This window comes from Sporosarcina sp. P7, from assembly GCF_002743425.1.
In the GTDB taxonomy this organism is placed as follows: Bacteria; Bacillota; Bacilli; order Bacillales_A; family Planococcaceae; genus Sporosarcina.
Genome location: NZ_PDZF01000006.1, coordinates 62156 through 81073, shown reverse-complemented (window position 1 = coordinate 81073; position 18918 = coordinate 62156). Strand labels below are relative to the sequence as shown.

Annotated in this window: 19 protein-coding genes; 12 read left to right on the top strand and 7 right to left on the bottom strand. The window is 39.1% G+C overall.

Going from position 1 to position 18918, the window contains the following annotated elements; genetic code table 11:
- Positions 1-7: 7 nt before the first annotated feature.
- Positions 8-421, top strand: coding sequence for a universal stress protein (locus CSV60_RS07745; protein ID WP_099636638.1), 414 nt, complete (start codon positions 8-10; stop codon positions 419-421).
- 179 nt (positions 422-600) lie between these two features.
- Here the strand turns inward: CSV60_RS07745 and CSV60_RS07740 are convergent, their stop codons facing one another.
- On the bottom strand, positions 601-1377 hold the full coding sequence (locus CSV60_RS07740; protein ID WP_099636550.1) for a DUF2935 domain-containing protein: 777 nt from the start codon (positions 1375-1377) through the stop codon (positions 601-603).
- Positions 1378-1521: 144 nt separating this feature from the next.
- Between CSV60_RS07740 and nadX the strand changes: the two genes are divergently transcribed.
- The 7 genes from nadX (at position 1522) to CSV60_RS07705 (ending at position 8705) form a co-directional block, all read left to right on the top strand.
- Positions 1522-2304: an aspartate dehydrogenase gene (gene nadX, locus CSV60_RS07735; protein WP_099636549.1), complete on the top strand. Its 783-nt coding sequence runs from the start codon at positions 1522-1524 to the stop codon at positions 2302-2304.
- A 200-nt stretch (positions 2305-2504) separates the two neighbouring features.
- Entirely contained in the window at positions 2505-2747 is a 243-nt protein-coding gene (locus tag CSV60_RS07730; protein ID WP_099631859.1) for a hypothetical protein, read from the top strand.
- Positions 2748-2816: 69 nt separating this feature from the next.
- Positions 2817-3095, top strand: coding sequence for an RNA polymerase alpha subunit C-terminal domain-containing protein (locus CSV60_RS07725; protein WP_199175262.1), 279 nt, complete (start codon positions 2817-2819; stop codon positions 3093-3095).
- A gap of 532 nt (positions 3096-3627) precedes the next feature.
- The gene (locus CSV60_RS07720; protein WP_099636547.1) at positions 3628-4812 is read left to right on the top strand and encodes an AAA family ATPase; all 1185 of its coding nucleotides are present in this window, start codon (positions 3628-3630) and stop codon (positions 4810-4812) included.
- Positions 4813-4827: 15 nt separating this feature from the next.
- Entirely contained in the window at positions 4828-6267 is a 1440-nt protein-coding gene (locus CSV60_RS07715; RefSeq protein ID WP_099636546.1) for a vWA domain-containing protein, read from the top strand.
- A gap of 112 nt (positions 6268-6379) precedes the next feature.
- Complete coding sequence (locus tag CSV60_RS07710; RefSeq protein ID WP_199175253.1) at positions 6380-7912, top strand: DEAD/DEAH box helicase; 1533 nt, start codon at positions 6380-6382, stop codon at positions 7910-7912.
- Between the two features lie 13 nt (positions 7913-7925).
- Positions 7926-8705 carry a YqhG family protein gene (locus tag CSV60_RS07705; protein ID WP_099631863.1) on the top strand — a complete coding sequence of 260 codons (780 nt, stop codon included), beginning with the start codon at positions 7926-7928 and terminating at the stop codon, positions 8703-8705.
- A gap of 54 nt (positions 8706-8759) precedes the next feature.
- On the opposite strand, the gene CSV60_RS07700 is transcribed toward CSV60_RS07705, so the two are convergent.
- From CSV60_RS07700 to coxB, 3 genes are read right to left on the bottom strand one after another with little or no spacing between them, the layout of a single operon-like run.
- A complete protein-coding gene (locus tag CSV60_RS07700; protein ID WP_099636545.1) occupies positions 8760-9329 on the bottom strand; it encodes a cytochrome c oxidase subunit 3 in 570 nt (189 codons plus the stop codon).
- Positions 9326-11242: a cytochrome c oxidase subunit I gene (locus tag CSV60_RS07695; protein ID WP_099631865.1), complete on the bottom strand. Its 1917-nt coding sequence runs from the start codon at positions 11240-11242 to the stop codon at positions 9326-9328. The genes CSV60_RS07700 and CSV60_RS07695 overlap by 4 nt, the downstream gene beginning before the upstream one ends.
- A gap of 58 nt (positions 11243-11300) precedes the next feature.
- Positions 11301-11993, bottom strand: a complete 693-nt coding sequence (gene coxB, locus CSV60_RS07690; protein ID WP_099636544.1) for a cytochrome c oxidase subunit II — start codon at positions 11991-11993, stop codon at positions 11301-11303.
- A 246-nt stretch (positions 11994-12239) separates the two neighbouring features.
- Between coxB and CSV60_RS07685 the strand changes: the two genes are divergently transcribed.
- The 3 genes from CSV60_RS07685 (at position 12240) to CSV60_RS07675 (ending at position 15778) form a co-directional block, all read left to right on the top strand.
- Positions 12240-13118, top strand: coding sequence for a c-type cytochrome (locus tag CSV60_RS07685; RefSeq protein ID WP_233189571.1), 879 nt, complete (start codon positions 12240-12242; stop codon positions 13116-13118).
- A gap of 274 nt (positions 13119-13392) precedes the next feature.
- Positions 13393-14121, top strand: coding sequence for an IS110 family RNA-guided transposase (locus CSV60_RS07680; RefSeq protein ID WP_143565328.1), 729 nt, complete (start codon positions 13393-13395; stop codon positions 14119-14121).
- 166 nt (positions 14122-14287) lie between these two features.
- Positions 14288-15778: an FtsX-like permease family protein gene (locus CSV60_RS07675; RefSeq protein ID WP_099636542.1), complete on the top strand. Its 1491-nt coding sequence runs from the start codon at positions 14288-14290 to the stop codon at positions 15776-15778.
- A 92-nt stretch (positions 15779-15870) separates the two neighbouring features.
- On the opposite strand, the gene CSV60_RS07670 is transcribed toward CSV60_RS07675, so the two are convergent.
- From CSV60_RS07670 to CSV60_RS07660, 3 genes are all read right to left on the bottom strand, one after another.
- A complete protein-coding gene (locus CSV60_RS07670) occupies positions 15871-17223 on the bottom strand; it encodes an MATE family efflux transporter (protein WP_099636541.1) in 1353 nt (450 codons plus the stop codon).
- Positions 17220-17687 (bottom strand): GNAT family N-acetyltransferase, encoded by a 468-nt coding sequence (locus CSV60_RS07665; protein WP_099636540.1) that lies wholly within the window; start codon positions 17685-17687, stop codon positions 17220-17222. Before CSV60_RS07665 ends, CSV60_RS07670 begins: the two co-directional genes overlap by 4 nt.
- Positions 17688-17753: 66 nt before the next feature.
- The gene (locus tag CSV60_RS07660) at positions 17754-18308 is read right to left on the bottom strand and encodes a TetR/AcrR family transcriptional regulator (protein ID WP_099636539.1); all 555 of its coding nucleotides are present in this window, start codon (positions 18306-18308) and stop codon (positions 17754-17756) included.
- Positions 18309-18596: 288 nt separating this feature from the next.
- Between CSV60_RS07660 and CSV60_RS07655 the strand changes: the two genes are divergently transcribed.
- Entirely contained in the window at positions 18597-18812 is a 216-nt protein-coding gene (locus tag CSV60_RS07655; protein ID WP_099636538.1) for a hypothetical protein, read from the top strand.
- Positions 18813-18918 lie beyond the last annotated feature (106 nt).

Sequence of the window (18918 nt, the reverse complement as noted above, 5' to 3'; positions counted from 1 at the left end):
GAACGATATGAAAATTGCTGTAGCGATTGATGGGTCTGAAAATGCGATGCGTGCCGCAAAACATGCGATTATGCTAGCGGAATATTTACCTAAAGTTACGTTAGAGATTATCTATGTACAGGATTTTAGCAAGGCAAAGGATGAAAGGCTGTTATCACAAAGCCCTGAAAGTCTATCACTGAAACGAGAACAAAAGATGCAACCGATTTTAGCCATGGCAAAAGAGGCGGCTGTGGATGCGAAAGTGATCATGCTTAAAGGGAATCCAAGCCAGGAAATTATAAATTATGTAAATCTAAAAAAAATCGACAAACTAGTTATCGGCAGTCGTGGTTTAAATTCATTACAGGAAATGGTGTTAGGTAGCGTCAGTCATAAGGTGATGAAGCACGTTGAGTGTCCTGTGACCATAGTGAAATAAAAAAGAGATTGTCTACGCTGATATAGCGTGACAATCTCTTTTTTGCACTGATCGGAGACTACGTACTCGTACTACCTATTCTTCAATCACAAAATGAAAGCTTGTTAATTGGAACTATCACTTCTATTATTCTTGAGTGTGTGTTCACTTGCTCACATCGTGAAATATTTTCCTGGAAATTAGTTTACAACCTGATCTTCGAGATTTTTCCACAGATGGTGGGCTTCTCTCGCAATATGTTCCAGCAAATCCGGCGGAGCCGTTGTAACTGCGGCACATGCTTTGATTAGGTCACTTAATTCTAGCTTGAAAGCTTCGAGTGCTTTTGCTTCTTTTATCACCATTTGATTGAATGTATTTAACACAGGTGATACTTCATTACGTGGTCTTCGAATGATCGTCTTCAAAGCTTGCGCTTGTAGTAAAAGGTTTTCAAACTTCCTAGTCATCGCGCGCACTTGATCGTGTAATTCATAGTTAGAAGCATCCACGTAATGGCTGATGAATAGTAAGTGGTCAAGCATTTGACGAAGCCAGAAGTTGCTCTCATGTAGTGTTGCATCCGCTGGTGTGATGTAAGAATTCGTTTCAATTAATTTGAACACACGCTCGGCTTCCTCAGCCTCTCGAATCATGTGATCAAGAAGGGAAGTAGGGGTAGAAATAATTACATCGCAATGTAACGCACGATCCATCGTATGCAGGAGTAAATCAGCGAACTCTTTTGTAGAACTCTTTGCCTCGTCGATAATTAATCCGATGTCACCGGTTTTAGATTCAGTCTTTTTAAAAATTTTCCCCATGCGGTCGATCATTTGCTGATTGGCGCGTGCTAACTCTAACTCATGATGACTGATTTCTCGATCGAAAAACTCACCATGTTCAAAGTTATTGCGCACCCAAAAATCAATAATACCGTACGTATCCCGTTCATAATTATCTGTATAACCAGCCACTCATACATACCCCCTAATTTATCTATCTGTTATCCATATCATCCTATTCGTACTTTGCGTTGTTTATGTATAGATAGGGTATTGAAAGAGAAAGTCATCCATTTCTGGAAGAAGTGTATATACTGAAGGAAGAGGTGTTGTAAAATGAAAATCGGCATAATTGGGACTGGCAATATTGCGCAGTATCTTTTAGAAAGTATCAACTGGAACAGCAAAGTGGACGGTGAAGTTATTTCCATATTCGGTCGAAACCTAGAGGTGGGGCCGAGACTAGAAACACAGTACAGCGCAACGTTCTATACGGACTTTCAGGAGTTCATTCAATCTCCTATGGATGTAGTCGTGGAAGCAGCAACGATTGAAGTAGCGATGAAGCATATGGAAGAAGTGCTGGTGAATAAGAAAGACATGATACTGAGCAGTATTGGGGTATTTAAAGATGTTGCATATTTGAATGAAATGAGAGAAGTAGCGCGTAAGAATCAGCAACATATTTACCTACCTTCAGGAGCGATTGGTGGACTAGATCTTCTACAATCAGCCAATTCACTAGGTGGATTAAAGGAAGTACGCATTACGACTAAAAAGTCTTATCCATCACTAGGGCTAGATGTGAAGTCTGCAGAAGAATGTATTTTTGATGGTGTAGCTTTAGATGCAATTGAAAAATTCCCTAAAAACGTCAATGTTGCATTGCTATTATCCATTGCAGGACTAGGTGCGGATAAAACGGCAGTACGCGTGATAGCAGATCCGAATATTCAACGGAATACACATCTTATTGAAGCGAAAGGTGATTTCGGTAAAATGAATTTACTAATCGAAAATGAGCCAATGCCAAACAACCCTAAAACAAGCTATCTTGCGGCATTAAGTATAGTATCTACTTTACAAAATAAAGGAAATGCGATTACCATAGGAAGCTAATTAAAGAGAAGATATTTTATATGTATTAAGAAAAAAGAAGAAGTTCTATGTAAAGTCAACAGGTGACAACCTGTCGCATGGTAGAATAACTGTTTTAGTTGATTGCAACATTGAGCTAATTAAACGTCTTTTTCTAGTTCAATTAAAGTGGCAAGTTAGTTGAATAAGGTCAATTAAAATTTAGAAAGCAGGAAAACGTTTTGATTTGGGGATGGGGAGAAATTCTTGCAGGATCTATAGCAATATTGACACTGGCATTTGGAATTCTTTACTCAAAGGAATACCATGAAAAGAATAGTAAAAAATCAAGTTCAGGGGATGGAACTATAATAGGTGAGCTACTTGCTGCTACCTTAACAAATAGTCCCTACTACGTTTTGAAAGCATTCTTTATTTTGATAGCAATCTTTATTTTGGTTTGTATTGTCATATCGAAAATGTAGAAGGCAGTTGTTGGAAGTATGTTATATTGGATTTAGAGATTAGTGGGAGTGTTACTATTGAAAGCAAAAATGAATTTAAAGGTTTGTGAAAAAGGGCATACTTATTACAAAAGTAGTGACTGCACAAGTTGCCCTACTTGTGATAAAGAGAATAAACCAAAAAGTGGATTCCTATCGAAATTAAGCTCACCTGCCAGAAATGCCTTAGTTCATAATGGTATTGATACTTTACAAAAACTATCAAAATACACCGAAAAAGAAATTCTGAAAAACCATGGCATTGGACCCGCTTCCTTACCAATTATGAGAAATTTTTTAGAAGAAGAGGGTTTATCATTTAAAGAATAATACTGTATTTTCTTATAAATTATACTTGGTTGGATAGATGATGCTGGATGTCAACGTTGAGTTGATCCAGCATCAAGCAGGAGGACTCTATCTATGAATCCTAAATGGAATGAGAAACTTGGTTAAGTCATTGAAAACATATTAGTCATGGATCGCTAAGAGCATCTGTAACTAATGAGTTGTCGACGGAAGAGGACATACTTTCAACAATGCCTTTGCTGTACATCAATCTAAAGAAGGCTTTGAAGCATTTTATCAAAGAATTCAAAGTGATAAATCTTACTAAAAATTAACACCCCTTAAGCTAGACTTTTACAAAGAGTCAAGCTTAAGGGGTGTTTTTTATACAGCGTGTGGAGCGTTGTTATGATTTTAGATGTTTGCTGTGTTTATCGCTCCTAGAGAATAAGCTTGCCATCAGTAATAATCCATTAAGGAATTATGGATTGAGCGGTTAAAATCATCAGATTACAGTCACACTGTTACATAAAGAAAACAATGGTTCGTTATGATGAATTGAGGAGATGTCTATATGGAAACTACTATAAAGAAGTTACATGAAATAAAAAAGGCATTGAATGCAAAGTTCTTTGAACGTGAAAACGAGGTAGAAGGGATCTTAATAGCTCTCCTATCCAAACAACATATGTTAATGATTGGGCCAGCTGGTACAGCGAAATCTGCACTATCAGTAGAACTAGCAAAAATCGTGAATGGCACGTCCTATTTTCAATGGTTACTGACAAGATTCAGTACCCCGGAGGAAGTATTTGGACCACTGTCGTTAAAAGATTTAGAAGAAGGCGTATATAAGCGCAATACGGCAACAAAAATGCCAGAAGCACATTTGGTATTTTTAGATGAAATCTTTAAAGCAAACTCTGCTATATTAAACAGTTTATTGACCTTAATCAACGAAAGACTATTTTATAATGATGGACAACCTATCAAAGCACCCTTAATGTCAATCATTGGCGCTTCCAACGAATATCCCGAGGAAGGCGAAGGTCTAGAAGCTTTATTTGACCGCTTCCTATTACGATTTGAAATTAATTTCATTGCAGATGAATCGAACTTTGTATCCATGATGAAAGATGAAGGCGAACATGTCGAAATTCCGACTATGCATTTGGATGAGTTAGTGCAACTTCAAAGTATGACCAATAAAGTGCATATTTCAGATGAAGTATATGATACATTGTCTACAATTCGAAGAGAACTCCAGGACGAAGGAATACAGCCGTCGGATCGTCGATTCAAACAATCTTTAAGTATCTTGCAAGCGAGAGCTTTGATCAATCAAAGAGAATCCGTACAGCCGGTTGATATGGTGATTCTTCAGAATGCTCTCTGGGAGACTTTGGATCAAAAAGAGACGGTTTGCCGTATTGTCCGTAGACATTCACAGGATAGTTTAGCACAAAGACTTTCAGCAATTGAAAATGAAGCGAATGAGATCTATGATTGCGCATTGCGTGACCAGTCAACAGAAGCAGGTATGGAAGCGGTCCAGAAAATTTCTGCTTTATCAATAGAACTCAATAATTTAAAAGAGCAGAATGGTAGCCGTACTACTGAAGTGGATCATTTACAAAAACAAATTATTTCCTTGAAAAATGAAGTAGAAAGCAGCCGAATGGATACTGCATACTACGGTGGAATGAACGAAAAGAAAGAGGGAAATAGTGAGCGGCGTGGTATCTTCTTCAGAATGTAAAAGGAGTGATATTTAATGAAAAGAAGTAAAATAATTAGAGATCATCGCTCCGTACTGAATACAGATGCATTTGATAAAAGACGCTTTAAAGAACTGTTCGGGATGTCAGACGGTTTGCAAAAGGTCAGGGAAGAAGGACAATTACCTACTACTGAAGCGTTGCTAGGCGATGTCTGGGCATCGTTATATAAAATGAAACCACGAATTTTACTTGAGCTAATGGATCCAGCACTGAAAACGAATAAGACCATTATGGAAAAGCTAATGAAAGATGAAAAGTTTGAGGAATATAGAAATTTTACTCGATTGGACGATCTGGCTGCAACTGTCTGTACCGTAAAGTTGGTTGAGAAAATCAATCTATGGCTCGCAGAAGCAAAAGCTATGGATGAAGAATTACTAAAGAAAATGGAAGCTGTAGAAGCGCTACAAGATGACGTGCCGATTGAACATTCGGATCGACAACAGGACGTAGAAGACGGATCTGTCCAAGAACTGGCCGATGCTACTGATAAGTTAAATGATCAGCTGGAATTTACACTCGAAACAAATGGCGAACGATTTTTGCAAGCAATCGATGAAGCGGTTGAAGAATCGATTAAAGTAAAAGACAGCCTGATATCTCTGATAGGCGGGTGCAGTGCCGGTAAAGGGGACGCAGAGTTAAAAAAAGTGCCGTTACGTGAACAACTGGCAGTAGCGGATCAACTAGCGATGGATCCAAAAATGCAGGAAATTGCAGAGTGGGCTGGTCGTTTTCAAGAAGTGGCGCGGGAAAAGCAGAAGACGACCTATGTGGAGGCGATAGAGAGACGTGGCGTAACTATTGGAAATGAAATAGAACGTCTCTTGCCGATGGAATTAGGACTATATTCAAATGAGTCGATGAGAAAAGATTTTCTGCGGCGTTTTGCGGAAGGAAATACTATGCAGTTTGAACAGAAGAAGCGAGAAAATCTTGGCAAAGGTCCAATTGTTTTTTGTCTTGACCAATCGGGAAGTATGAAGTTGCTTGATACTCAGTCAAAAGGGTTCATCTTGGCACTTCTATCCATCGCCAAGAAACAACGCCGGGATTTATGCGTTCTATTATTTTCTACAACCATTCAAAAAGAAGTATTCACTAAAGGTAAGATTACGTCAAATGAAATTGCACGACTGGCCAGAACATTTTTGGGCGGGGGAACAGATTTTACACTATCACTGCAAGGCGTCCTTGAAGTAATAGATGACAGTACATTTAAACATGCAGATGTCATTTTTGTTAGTGATGGAGAAGACGAGATTAGCGAAAGTTTTCTAACGGAATTCAATGATAAGAAAAAACAAAAGGAGTTCAAAGTACTTACATTAGCAATAGGAAAAGATACAGCCGTCGCAGAATCATTCTCAGACCGTGTCTTTCATATCACCGATTTTGATGACGAAGGAAGCTTTATCGCTTTTGAAATCTAATTGATGCAAGTCCTAAAACCCTTCAGTATGCGGAGGGTCATTTTTGTTTATCATAATATTAAATTTTTGGGGTATTCTAATCAAAACATACAAGCTAGTTGAGGTGATTGGAATGCTAATTGAAAGATCGTCTTCTTGGAAAGAAGGATTTATTCAACGACTTGAAAACCATGAACCATGGAATAATGCGGTGCTGTATAACATGAGCTATGAGATCACGAAAAACAACTTAATTACTGATTTTACTGGATTGCAGTCACTTGCTTACTTACCAAATGTAAAACCGTTACCTCATCAAATAAAAGCGGCTGAACGAGTGATTGAACAGATGAACGGTAAAGCGATTTTGGCGGACGAAGTCGGGCTTGGTAAAACCATTGAAGCAGGTCTGATTATTAAGGAATATTTGCTGCGAGGTCTCGTGAAAAAAGTGCTGATACTAGTACCAGCTTCTCTAGTTAATCAATGGGTGGAAGAGCTATATACGAAATTCCACATCCCTGCGCTGTTGTACAAAAAGAATTATGAGCTCGATTATGTAGATGTAGTCGTCATGAGTATGGACACAGCCAAACGCAGTCCGCATAAGGAGAAAATTTTTGCGCAAGATTATGATTTGATTATTGTAGATGAAGCGCATAAATTAAAAAATCATCAGACGATCAGTTATGAATTTGTACAAAGTTTGAAGAAGAAATTTTGTTTATTGCTTACAGCAACACCGATCCAAAATGATACGTTTGAATTGTTTTATCTAGTGACGTTACTTAAACAAGGCCATTTAGGAAACTATGAGGAGTTTTCCTCAGTGTTTTCTGCTAAAAATCGTGATGAAGAGCGAGATAGTTATTTAAAAGAGCTAGTCAGCCAAGTCATGGTACGTAATAGGCGGCAGGATACGGGTGTGGAATGGTCCACAAGAAAGATTCATACAGTTCCTATCACATTCACGGACAATGAAAGACAGGCCTACACCGCTATATCCAATCTGAAACAAATATCTCCGCTATTCTCCGATGCATTTTCCACGATGACTTTACAAAGGGAAATGTGTAGTAGCCCCGACGCCACAATGGTTACATTGAAGAAGAAACTGCAGGAATGTAAGCAGGTGGAAGAAATCTCCTATGTGGAAGATGTCATCAATCAGTTGGAAAAATTGACGATTCATTCTAAAGCTAAAAAGGCGGCCGAATTGATTGCACAAGCGAACGAAAAAGTGATTATTTTCACTGAATATCGTATGACGCAATTATATTTGAGTGACTATCTGTATGCGAATGGGATTTCGAATGTTATTTTCAACGGTAAGTTAAGCAAAAGCAGCCGGGAGTGGATTAAGCATTTATTTAAGCAGCAAGCGCAAGTGTTAATCGCGACAGAGTCTGGAGCAGAGGGGATTAACCTACAATTTTGCCATCACGTCATCAATTATGATCTTCCTTGGAATCCAATGAAATTGGAACAGCGGATTGGTCGGGTACATCGACTAGGACAAGAACACGATGTACAGATTTATAATTTGGCTGTAAAAGAAACGATTGATGACCATGTGGTGAAAGTGCTACAAGGAAAAATTGAGACGTTCGAACAAGTTGTAGGCGAACTAGATGATATTTTGGAAATGAAAGAACAGTCTGTGTGAAGGAGGAGAATGTATGCATTCGACAGAAATCCATACGTATCTTCACAGATTCTTCACGGAAAATAACTGTGAAATACTTCATGAAAATGAACATTATCTAACTGTGCAACTAACCATCGATATGGATAAACGAATTATGAACCGCCCTTTTTATTGGAGGTATATTGAAAGCGTCAATGAAATACCGAATCCGGCACAGCTCACGCTAATTACAAACATGCAGCAGTTGCAAAACGGGATGAAAGGAGAAGTAATTCATCTAGGATCTCCGCGGCTACATCAATTATTTCGATTGACCAAAGAGATGGGGCAGTATGTGAAAATGTACGAGCGCATAGCAGACACTAACGAACGGCGGATTTTAACTCCGTGGGTGGGTGTAAATTATAAAGTGTCATTCACCAGCCATCAAACGAAGGAAATACTGTATTCAGTAGGCATCAATTTGATGACGGGTACTGTCGTAAAAGAGTTCCAGGAGACTATTGGTATGCGAGATTTGTCCGAGCAATCGTCTGAACAAGTATTTCACTTACCTTATATCATCACGCCTATTCGCGCACTTGATCGATTGGATACTGTGATCACTCAAGTAATTGAAGGGGAAGATCTAACGTGGGTGGAGGAAGCGGAAAAGAGATGGAGGAAAGACCAAGCAGTATTAGATTATTTCTATGAGGGGCAGGAACCGAAACCTGAGTGCTATGAGATGGAGAAGCAAGCGATGGAAGAGCGTTTTAAACCGCGCATTACGGTAGATGTGGTGAATGGTGGGATATTTTATTTGAAATAAGAAATGCGCTGTTGAAAGTGTAAATAACTTTCAACAGCGCGTTATTCTGTTTATTCATAAATAAGGGATGTAAACAATCACCAAAATCACGATCCAAACAAGATCCACAAATTGCCAGTAGTAAGAGAAAATCTTTTGCTTCTCTAAAAACAAGGTATATGGAATCTTTCTTTTGAAATGAATAAGTATGATCGTGAGCCAACCGCAACCGAATGCCACATGGGCTGCGTGGAGACCAACTAATACATAAAAAGCACCCATAAAAACGTTAGTTCTTGTGGTATAGCCTGCCTGAATATAAGACGCAAACTCATTGATTTCAACCCCAAGGAAAGCGAGGCCTAACAAAAGTGTGATGAGCAACCAAATGATTGTAGCTTTCCCATTGTCCTTCTTTAAATAACGATCCGCCATGAAAATCGTTCCACTACTCGAAAGTAAGAAGACTGAAGCCAATACAACAGTTTTCCAATTGAAAATATCGGAAGGTTGTGGGCCACTTGAAGCAGGGGTATAAATGAAATAGGTGATAAACAATACCATGAACATGATTGCTTCCACTCCTAGATAGATAAGGAAGCCTAACTGTTTATCTTTAAATAAAGCTGTCTCTGCATTATTCATTTTACATCCCCCCTTCCGTAAACCGATTCCCGTTCATCATTGAATGAGCGGACGATGAATAGAACGAATATGGTAGCGCCACTAATGGCGGCAATCCAATAAGATTGATAGATCAAACCGAATCCTGTTACGAATATCGCCAAAGCCATTAGGAATGGTAATAACGTATCTTTCGCAATCGGAGCGTGACGAGGATTTTCTGCTACTTTCATGTTTTCGTTATGTTTCTTTGCATACCAATAAGCATCTGTTCTTTCAACCAACGGCATAGGTGTGAAGGAGTCTTCAGGCGATGGAGAGGCGACACTCCACTCTAGGGTCCTACCATTCCATGGATCGTTTCCTGCCGGCTGGGCGTGGCGAGTGGTTCTTACGATATTGATTATGAAAACGATGATGCTGATCCCCATCAGGAATGCACCAACCGTACTTGTAAAGTTTAAAGCGGTGATACCTTCATCTGAACCATACGTGTAGACCCGACGAGGCATTCCTTGTAAACCCGTGATGTGCATTGGCAAGAATGTCATGTGATAACCTGCGAGGAATAACCAAAAATGCCATTTCCCTAATGTTTCGTTCAGCTTGAAGCCGGTGATTTTGGGATACCAATAATATAGCCCTGCAAAAATCCCTAAGATTGTAGAAGCCAAAATGACGTAATGAAAATGTGCTACAACGAAATGCGTGTCATGGAATTGAAAATCCGCTGCGGTCAGTGAGAGCATTACGCCTGTCACTCCACCCATAACGAACGATGGAATAAAACCAATGGCAAATAGCATGGGAACAGTAAACACAATTTTTCCACCACGCATAGTAAATAGCCAGTTGAATACTTTCAGACCTGTAGGAATCGCAATGACCATTGTAGTCACAGCGAAAAACGTATTGATGATTGGCCCGAGACCGACAGTAAACATATGGTGTACCCAGACCATGAATCCTAACACACCAATCATCAGTAAAGAGACAACCATTGCTGGATAACCAAATACTTTCTTTCTTGAGAAGGTCGAGATAATATCCGAGAACAGTCCGAATGCCGGCAATGCCAGAATATAAACTTCGGGGTGTCCGAAGAACCAAAATAAATGTTGCCAGTAGACAGGATCACCATCTTCGCCTGAGAAGAATGTCGTCCCGAAAAGTCGGTCGAACATTAGTAAATACAGTGCAATTGCAAGTACTGTAAATGCGATCAAGATCAAGAAAGAAGTGATTAAAGCAGCCCAAGGAAATAAAGGCATGCGCATTAATTTCATGCCGGGCGCACGGTTCCTAATGATAGTGACAATCATATTCAGCGCGGTTAATAAAGTACCGAAGCCTGCAATCTGGATACCAAAAACATAGAAGTTGGTGGCGGCTCCTGGTGTATACTGAACTGTTGAATAAGGTGCATAGCCTGTCCAGCCAACAGCAGGTGAGCTGTCGAGGAAAAAGGCTGAACCGAACATAACGCCACCTGCGACAAACAGCCATAGGGACAATGCATTCAAGAATGGAAATGCTAGATCACGTGCCCCGATTTGTAATGGTACGGCTATGTTCATTAATCCGAGCAATAAAGGCATTGCTGCGAAAAAGATCATCATAGTACCGTGTGACGTGAAGGTTTCATTATATTTCTCTAACTGATAGACCATAAAGTTATTATTCGGTAAGGCTAGTTGCATTCTGATGAGTAAGGCGTCAAGACCTGCCCTCAGGAAAAATAGAAAACCGAATATCATATACAATGTACCGATTTTCCGATGATTGGTTGTTCGTATGTACTCCCAAATGACGGGATACTTATGTTTTCTGACTACATAAATGATAGCAGTAGAAAGCAAGATAATGAGCAGGCTCCAAGCGATGACCAGATCGATCGTCAGAAAGATCGTTTTTCCGAAAAGTGGGATGTGCATAATAGTTTTCACTCCTAACAGTATGCGTAAATGGCAACATCGGGATGCTACCATTTACTTAATTATTAATATAGTTTTCATATTCTTCTTTGGAAACAACCTTAACAGTAAATGTCATATTTGCGTGCTGAATACCACAATACTCGGCGCATTTACCTTTGTAGACACCTATTTCAGGCTCTTTAATCTCATAGACAATAGGCTTGTTAGGGATTAAATCAACTTTACCCGCAAGTTCCGGTACCCAGAATGAGTGAATCACATCTTCTGTGGACAGATGGAGAATGATTGATTCACCTTCAGGTAATATGAGTAAGTTTTCTTCTGTTTTATCCGTATCATAAGTGAATGTCCATTGAAATTGTTTGGCGGAAACATGAATATGTACACCTTCATGGCGGGATTCAGCTTCAGCCACTGGGGATTGATGATATGAAATCCAGAGAGCAGGAATAGCTAATATGACGAGTAGTATAATGGGAATGATTGTCCAAGCTAGTTGAAGATGTCTTTTTTGCTTATCATTCAAATAGTGAGTGGGATCATGTTCCCGTTCTTTCTTATAACGATATGTAATGATGATCTTGACGAGTAAAAAAAATACAACTGCAAGCACTAGAAACATAATACCGAAACCGAGCCAAATTAGAAAAGCCTGATCTTTACCTGTAGTACTTTTAGGATTTAGTACAGTGATATTTGAACAGCCGGAAAGTAGTAGAAGCGGAAACAATAAACGGATTTTTTTCACTCACATAACTTCCTTCCTATATGTAATACTATTTACTTAAATGCCCTTCCCTGTCTACTTGGAATAAAACATAGAATTACTAAATTTATAAAGAGAGAAAGATATTTCATGGAAAATAAGGCTTAATAGAAGGCTTGGTGATACATAACTAAAGAAAAATATTTATTTTTTGAATAAAGTTGTTATATCAAATGTAGAAACGGGTACGTGATTACTAGAGCATGTAATGTAAGGGGTGATATATTGGTGTATATACGCAAATCAGTCGGCACAATGTTATTATTGTTACTGATAATCTTAAGTGCATGTGGCCAAGACAAAGGATATAGCGAAGCAGATATCCGCGAAAACTTACAAAACCTAGACCCTGATGATCCAAAAACTACAAAAATCGAACGAGGGAAAGAACTTTTTGATAATACGAATGCATTACTTCCTGAAAACGTGGGTAATAGTCTGTCTTGTATCAGCTGTCATGGAGATGGCGGACTGTCAGCAAATTCACCGATGGTCGGAGTGACTTTGAAATATCCGCAAGAGCATCATGGAAAATGGACGACGATTGAAGATCGTGTCAATGGGTGTTTTATCCGCAGTATGAATGGAGCGGAACTTGAGCAAGGCAGTGAGGATATGAAGGCGATGGTTGAATATTTGACGTTCATCTCAAAAGATGTAAAGACGGATGAGGATATTACATGGAGAATGAATAACAATAAAGATTCAATTCCTGAACCAGATGTCGAAAACGGTCAGCAACTGTTTACAGCTAAAAACTGTATTTCTTGTCATGCAGGAGATGGTTCAGGTACAAGTGACCATACAGGTCCGGCACTTTGGGGGGATGGTTCATTTAATGAAGCAGCAGGTATTAACCGTATCAATAAAGCAACAGGTTACATTCAAAACAATATGCCTAAAGGTCAGGCAGGTACGCTGACTGATCAAGAGGCTGCCGATTTAGCTGCGTTTGTGTTATCACATGATCGCCCCGAAGGTGATCCTAAAAAGGTTGGAGATTACCATAAAGATCCCGAGCGTGATTATATTACAAAGGAACGTCGTCAAAAGATTCGAAACGGTGAATTTGATTGGACGGAACTTGATGTCGTTGAAAAGAATTAATCAGAGTTTACTAGTAGCCCAGTTGAACAGATGTAGTATCTGTTCAACTGGGTTATTTTCATTATGTGTGAATATAAGATAAACTAATAGCACATAAGAAACTATATGATTGCTTCACAATCTCTGCCATGACGGAAAGGTAGCACGTCCAGTATAATGAAGATAGGTAATACAAATCCGTACGTTTAATGGGTTTTGCCGAACCTGTATAAAAACTGGATGAGCTTCTTATCACGAGCGATCAGCCGATTACGTCGTAGAACGTGGAAATAAAATTTCTATAGCTCCGTTTCATATTACACTTGCCAATCCTCAACATATTAAGAATGTTCCTGGACGAAAAACAGATATGAAAGACGCCGAATGGATTGCCCAGTTGGGTCGTTGTGGTCTTATTCAGGCTTCGTATATTCCCGACTTCGATGTGATGGAATTGCGATTACTGACGAGGCGCAGACAGTCCTACATGCAAAAACGAACGCAGGCCAAAAACGAACTACACAATGTGCTTCAACGATCCAATATTAAACTCACTGGCTACTTGTCGAATATTTTTTCAAAGACAGGACAAGCCTTACTCCGACTATTTATTGACGGAGAAGTATTAAGCATCGAACGGATAGAGGCATGTAGACATGGACGTGTGAAAGCCTCTGCGCAGGATTTATTGACCGCGATGGATGGGAAACTTAGTAGAATCAATCGTCGATTATTGGAAGATTCTTTCGAGGAATATCATTTTTATTCACGAAAGATCAAGCAGATAGAGGAAGACATTGAACGCTTTATTTTGGAGTACTTTCCGGAAGAGTACGCGCTGCTGATGGAAATCCCTGGTGTGAAACTACAGAGTGCCGCTGTTATTTTAGGAGAAATTGACCCAAATATAGAGGCCTTTCTAACAGTTGGACATTTAGCTCCTTGGGCAGGGGTTTCTCCAGGGTCTAATGAAAGCGCAGGGAAGAAAAAAGTTTACGCACCATCCAAGGGAATAAATATTTAAAAACAGCACTGTATGCAAGTGGTGGGATGGTCGGTCGATCGAAGGATCCAGCCTTTAGTTCACTCTATTATCGTATTTCCGCTCGGGGATCGAAGATGAAAGCCGTGGTCGCCTGCGGTCATAAATTATTGAGGGTTATTTATAAAGTATTATCGGAACGAGTGCATTGCAACAAAGAAAAAGCCCTAGGATTGCGGCAATCTTTGTATTGATTTTGATCATGAATGCACTATTCATTAAACGTCAAAGTATATTGTCGTTGTTCCGTGTGACTACCGTGACACAACAGCGGGCGAGAAATATGACAGTGTTTCAGGCGGTCATTGGTGTGTTCGGTATTCTCCTCATTGTATTCGGCTATTATTTATCATCCCGATTATTTAGTAGTGTATTTCTTGGAAATCAGCTATTTCTAGTGATGATCGTCATACTAGCTTCTGTGATCGTAGGCACCTATTTATTTTATAAAGGATCTGTCAGCTTTATCTTTAACTTGATTCGTAAACGCAAAGGGGGATATCTGAACGTTAACGACGTGCTATCACTCTCTTCGATTATGTTTCGAATGAGATCCAATTCTCTTTTATTAATGATTATTACATCTTTATCTGCACTATCCATAGCATTACTTTCATTAAGTTATATATCGTATTACTCAGTAGAGAAGTCGGTGGAGCGAACTATTCCTGCCGACTTTACCATTCCTGATACTATGCGTGCAATGGAATTTACGCAGACACTTGACAGTGAAGACATAGCCTATTCAGAGTCAGCTATTGATCTATTGACTATACCTGTTGATTTGTCGAGAGTTATGTCTTTTACAGGTGAAGAAAGTCAAGATATGAGTTATACCGATACACAGATGATTGTCATTAGTGATGCAGTATTGTCGGAGATAGACGTAGCAGAAAAGGGAGTGCTCTTCGTCAACTCAGATAGTCTGACGGAAAAATTCTTAAAGTTTCAAAGGAATCAGCAAGTAGTATTCCAAGGCAAAGAGCATATATATAATCTGACACTGAAAGGGACGGAAAGAGTAGCAGTTCTTCCAACACGTGTAACTTATGGTTTTGTTGTTGCGGTAGTGGATGAACAAGTATTCCGGAAAATGAGTGTAGATAAAGATCCTTCCATTACACCCGAATTTACTGAGTATCATGGCGTGGATATCGAGAATGAAAATGATCTCGAAAAAGCGAATGAACTATTTAATGTGTTGGGAATAAACGAATGGGCAGGACATGAATCAAAGCTTGAGGAAAGAACGAAACAGATGCAAAGTGCTGGCATGATTATGTTCATCGTGGGATTCCTCGGCCTCGCGTTCCTTGTTACGTCAGGCTGTATCCTATACTTTAAGCAGATGTACGAAAGTGAAGATGAAAAGTCGAACTACACTATTCTTCGTAAATTAGGCTATACACAAATGGATTTACTAAAAGGGATTCAACGAAAGCAGTTATTTAACTTTGGTATTCCGTTAGTCGTCGGTCTCTTACACAGCTATTTTGCTGTAAAATCCGGCTGGTTTTTATTCGGTACTGAAATGCTGACACCAACGATTATCGTAATGTTAATCTACACAGCACTATATTCTATATTTGGTTTGCTTTCCGTGTTGAATTATAAGCGTGTGATTAAAGATTCTCTATAGCAGATAATTACCCCTGACGCGACAATGATCAGGGGTATTCTATAATGAATGAGTTACTACCTACTAATTCAGTTACTACGATTTGATATGCTTTATCTAAATTTGCCAATTAAAGAATGCCGAGTAGCGTTCCTCTGATGTAAGTAGACACCAACAAATACGACAAACTCAGAGGCTGGAATGGACAACCAAATACCATTCAAACCAAATAAACGGGGTAAAATCATCAAGAAAATCAACATAATGATAATTTCGCGAGAAGCAGTGATCCAAATTGCCATCCGTACATTGCCGATAGACTGATAATATGTCATCATCACAAAGTTCGTACCTGTGAATAAATAAGCGAAGAAAAATAGATTAATTCCTGTAGTAGCCAAATCTCTTACGGCTTGTGGGAAGTCCCCGAAGATCGATACGATAGGGCCTGCCGCGAATTGACCGACAAGGAAGAACACAGCACCCGCAATGACAACGGTGAGAGTGGCCTTTTTTACAGTTTCCCTCATCCTTGCCTGGTTGCCGGAGCCTTGATAATAACTGATAAGTGGCTGAATCGCACCACCCATTCCAAGGAACAGCATGAGCATGACGCTGTGTACATAGTTCAAAATAGAGAAGGCCGCAACACCTTCCGTGCCGGCCATCCGTTCAAACGCGATATTATGTGTAATGGTAAAGAAAGAGATCCCTAGCTCGGAAAGGAAGCTCGGAAATCCAACAAATAGAATGGCTAGAAACAGCTTTTTATTAAACTTCAAGCGAATCAGTTTCAAGTTATTGTTCTTTTTTAAGAAGTGGGTTGCGAGTACTAGCATTCCTATGAATGATGCAATAATGGTGGCGGATGCAGCACCGGCAACACCATAATCAAAAATAAATAAGAATACATAATTCAGGACGATGTTGACGACAGATGTCACAATTAGCCCAGTCATTGACAGATTCGGTGCTCCATCGTTGCGTACGAAAATGCTAAAGGTGTTTTCTACAGTAAAGATAAAGCCAAACAGTAGAATGACAAATAAATATTGTGAAACATAAGGGAAAGTAGTCGTATTGGCTCCAAGTGCGTAAGCTAACGGATCCCTAAAAATAAAAGCAGTTAAACCTACTATAATAGTGGATAAGAAAATGGAAAAAATAGCATGTGTGAAAATCGAACGAGCTTTCTGCACATCTTTGGCACCCATTGCCATTGAGTATTTCGTGGCGGCACCTATACCAATCCATAGGGAAATAGCAAAAAAAATCGTATAAACGGGAGCCGAAATTCCGACTCCCGCTAATGCTTCTGCACCTAATCGATTACCGACCATGATGCCGTCCGCTACAATATTGATTGCCATCAACAACATACCGATAGTTGACGGTATTAAGTAACGCAAAAAGATACGTCCTACTGGCTCCGTATCCAATTGATTTGACTTGGGTGAAAAGCTCATTGCAAAGGACTCCTTTGAAGGTCAAGTTCCATGATAAGACAAGGGAATTCACCCAAATCATCAATTTGTCCATTTAACCTAAATCCGAACTTTTCATATAAGTGTTTCGCTGCTTTATTATCTGGATAAATACTTAAATAAATCTTGTCACATTGATACTTTTCTTCCATTCTGGTAAGTAGAAGTGTTAGGAATCTGCTGGCATAACCTTTTCCTTGGTGATGCTGATCGATCATAAAGCGATCAAGCCATACATTGCCTGTATCTGCCTCACGTCCATGCATTGCATAACCGACTAAATCTTCTCCATCATATAATCCAATGGACTTCCATTCTGGTTCGAATTGTGATTGTGCTAGTGAAAATGAATTGCTTTCAATAAAGTTCTTTTGGTTTTCGTGTACGGATAAATAGGCAACATCTTGCCAATTTTCATTCGTTACCTCACTTGCGTGGAGGCTCATAATTCCATCTCGCTTTCAATTTTGTGTAAAACGGTAAAACTATTTTTGTTTTATCAGTTTATTTATTCATTGCTTTACAATAAACCCAAACAACAGAATATCCACTATGGAATCCAGTGCTTCGGTTACAGTCATACGATTTTCATAGAAAAACTTTCGATCAAGCGTGAAGTTTGTTGCATCTATGATCAACTTCATCAGTAACTCTACGTTTTGATCTGCAATGATTCCTTCATAAATTCCTTGTTCAATCAATTCGCGAAGTTCATCCCATTCATTAAGTGCTGCGTGGACGCGTTCCCATTGTTCGGGATGCGTTTTTTTCATCTGATCAAGGATTTGCCAGTTATAAAAATCATTGTATTTCGGAATGACTGTAATGACTTTCTTAATCTTATCTACAAGAGGTAGTTCTTGGTCGTTCATAATCCTATCGGTTTTTTCGTCGAACTCCTGTAATGTTGAGTCTATAATAGCATCTAAAATTTCCGTTTTGGAAGAAAAGTGTTCATACAAAGTCCTTTTGCTAATACCCAGCCTTTTGGCTAAATCGTCCATTGTGAACTTCATACTTTTCTCATGAACTTCTTCGAGGAAAGCCTTCATAATACGTGCTTTCATTTATCGTACTCCTATCCTTATATACAGAATGAAAACTAGAAAAACATATATAGTTTTCATCGTTCTTTTATTAGTATAAACACATTTTATATAAAAAGCAAATACTATTGCTTAAAATAGTATTATTTAAATAAATAGGCTTATAAAACTCTTAAATAGAGTGATTTTATTGTATACGTACAGGAGGTTGTGTGGCTGTTTGAGAGAAAAGAAATTGGTTGTAGCTGTTGCGGGTGCGAGTAGATATATTGGCCATAATTTATTGGAAGACTTAAAGGAAAAGCCAAAGTGATTAGTCTGTCGCAGAATGGAGATCAGCGGAAAAATACAGATGAATTAAAGTGGCGATCTTGTGATTTGTTTTCTATGAAAGATGCAGAGAAGAGCTTGGCTGGTGCTGACATTGCGGTATATCTTGTGCATACTATGCTGAAGACAGCGAAATTATTTCAAGGTGTTTTTGAAGATATGGATGTCATTTTATCGGATAACTTTGCGCAATAAAGTTCTGTTTACTGCATTACGTGCAGGGCTGATTGTCGGTCCACAAGGCACTTCCTTCCCAATTGTAACGAAGCTAGTTAGACGACTCTCAGTAATGATTTCACCT

What these genes read in the sequence shown, in the direction of transcription:
- CSV60_RS07745 (WP_099636638.1), top strand. Translation starts at nt 8, where the DNA reads ATGAAAATTGCTGTAGCGATTGATGGGTCTGAAAATGCGATGCGTGCC.
- nadX (WP_099636549.1), top strand. Translation starts at nt 1,522, where the DNA reads ATGAAAATCGGCATAATTGGGACTGGCAATATTGCGCAGTATCTTTTA.
- CSV60_RS07725 (WP_199175262.1), top strand. Translation starts at nt 2,817, where the DNA reads ATGAATTTAAAGGTTTGTGAAAAAGGGCATACTTATTACAAAAGTAGT.
- CSV60_RS07720 (WP_099636547.1), top strand. Translation starts at nt 3,628, where the DNA reads ATGGAAACTACTATAAAGAAGTTACATGAAATAAAAAAGGCATTGAAT.
- CSV60_RS07715 (WP_099636546.1), top strand. Translation starts at nt 4,828, where the DNA reads ATGAAAAGAAGTAAAATAATTAGAGATCATCGCTCCGTACTGAATACA.
- CSV60_RS07710 (WP_199175253.1), top strand. Translation starts at nt 6,380, where the DNA reads ATGCTAATTGAAAGATCGTCTTCTTGGAAAGAAGGATTTATTCAACGA.
- CSV60_RS07705 (WP_099631863.1), top strand. Translation starts at nt 7,926, where the DNA reads ATGCATTCGACAGAAATCCATACGTATCTTCACAGATTCTTCACGGAA.
- CSV60_RS07700 (WP_099636545.1), bottom strand. Translation starts at nt 9,329, where the DNA reads ATGAATAATGCAGAGACAGCTTTATTTAAAGATAAACAGTTAGGCTTC.
- CSV60_RS07695 (WP_099631865.1), bottom strand. Translation starts at nt 11,242, where the DNA reads ATGCACATCCCACTTTTCGGAAAAACGATCTTTCTGACGATCGATCTG.
- CSV60_RS07670 (WP_099636541.1), bottom strand. Translation starts at nt 17,223, where the DNA reads ATGAGCTTTTCACCCAAGTCAAATCAATTGGATACGGAGCCAGTAGGA.
- CSV60_RS07665 (WP_099636540.1), bottom strand. Translation starts at nt 17,687, where the DNA reads ATGAGCCTCCACGCAAGTGAGGTAACGAATGAAAATTGGCAAGATGTT.
- CSV60_RS07660 (WP_099636539.1), bottom strand. Translation starts at nt 18,308, where the DNA reads ATGAAAGCACGTATTATGAAGGCTTTCCTCGAAGAAGTTCATGAGAAA.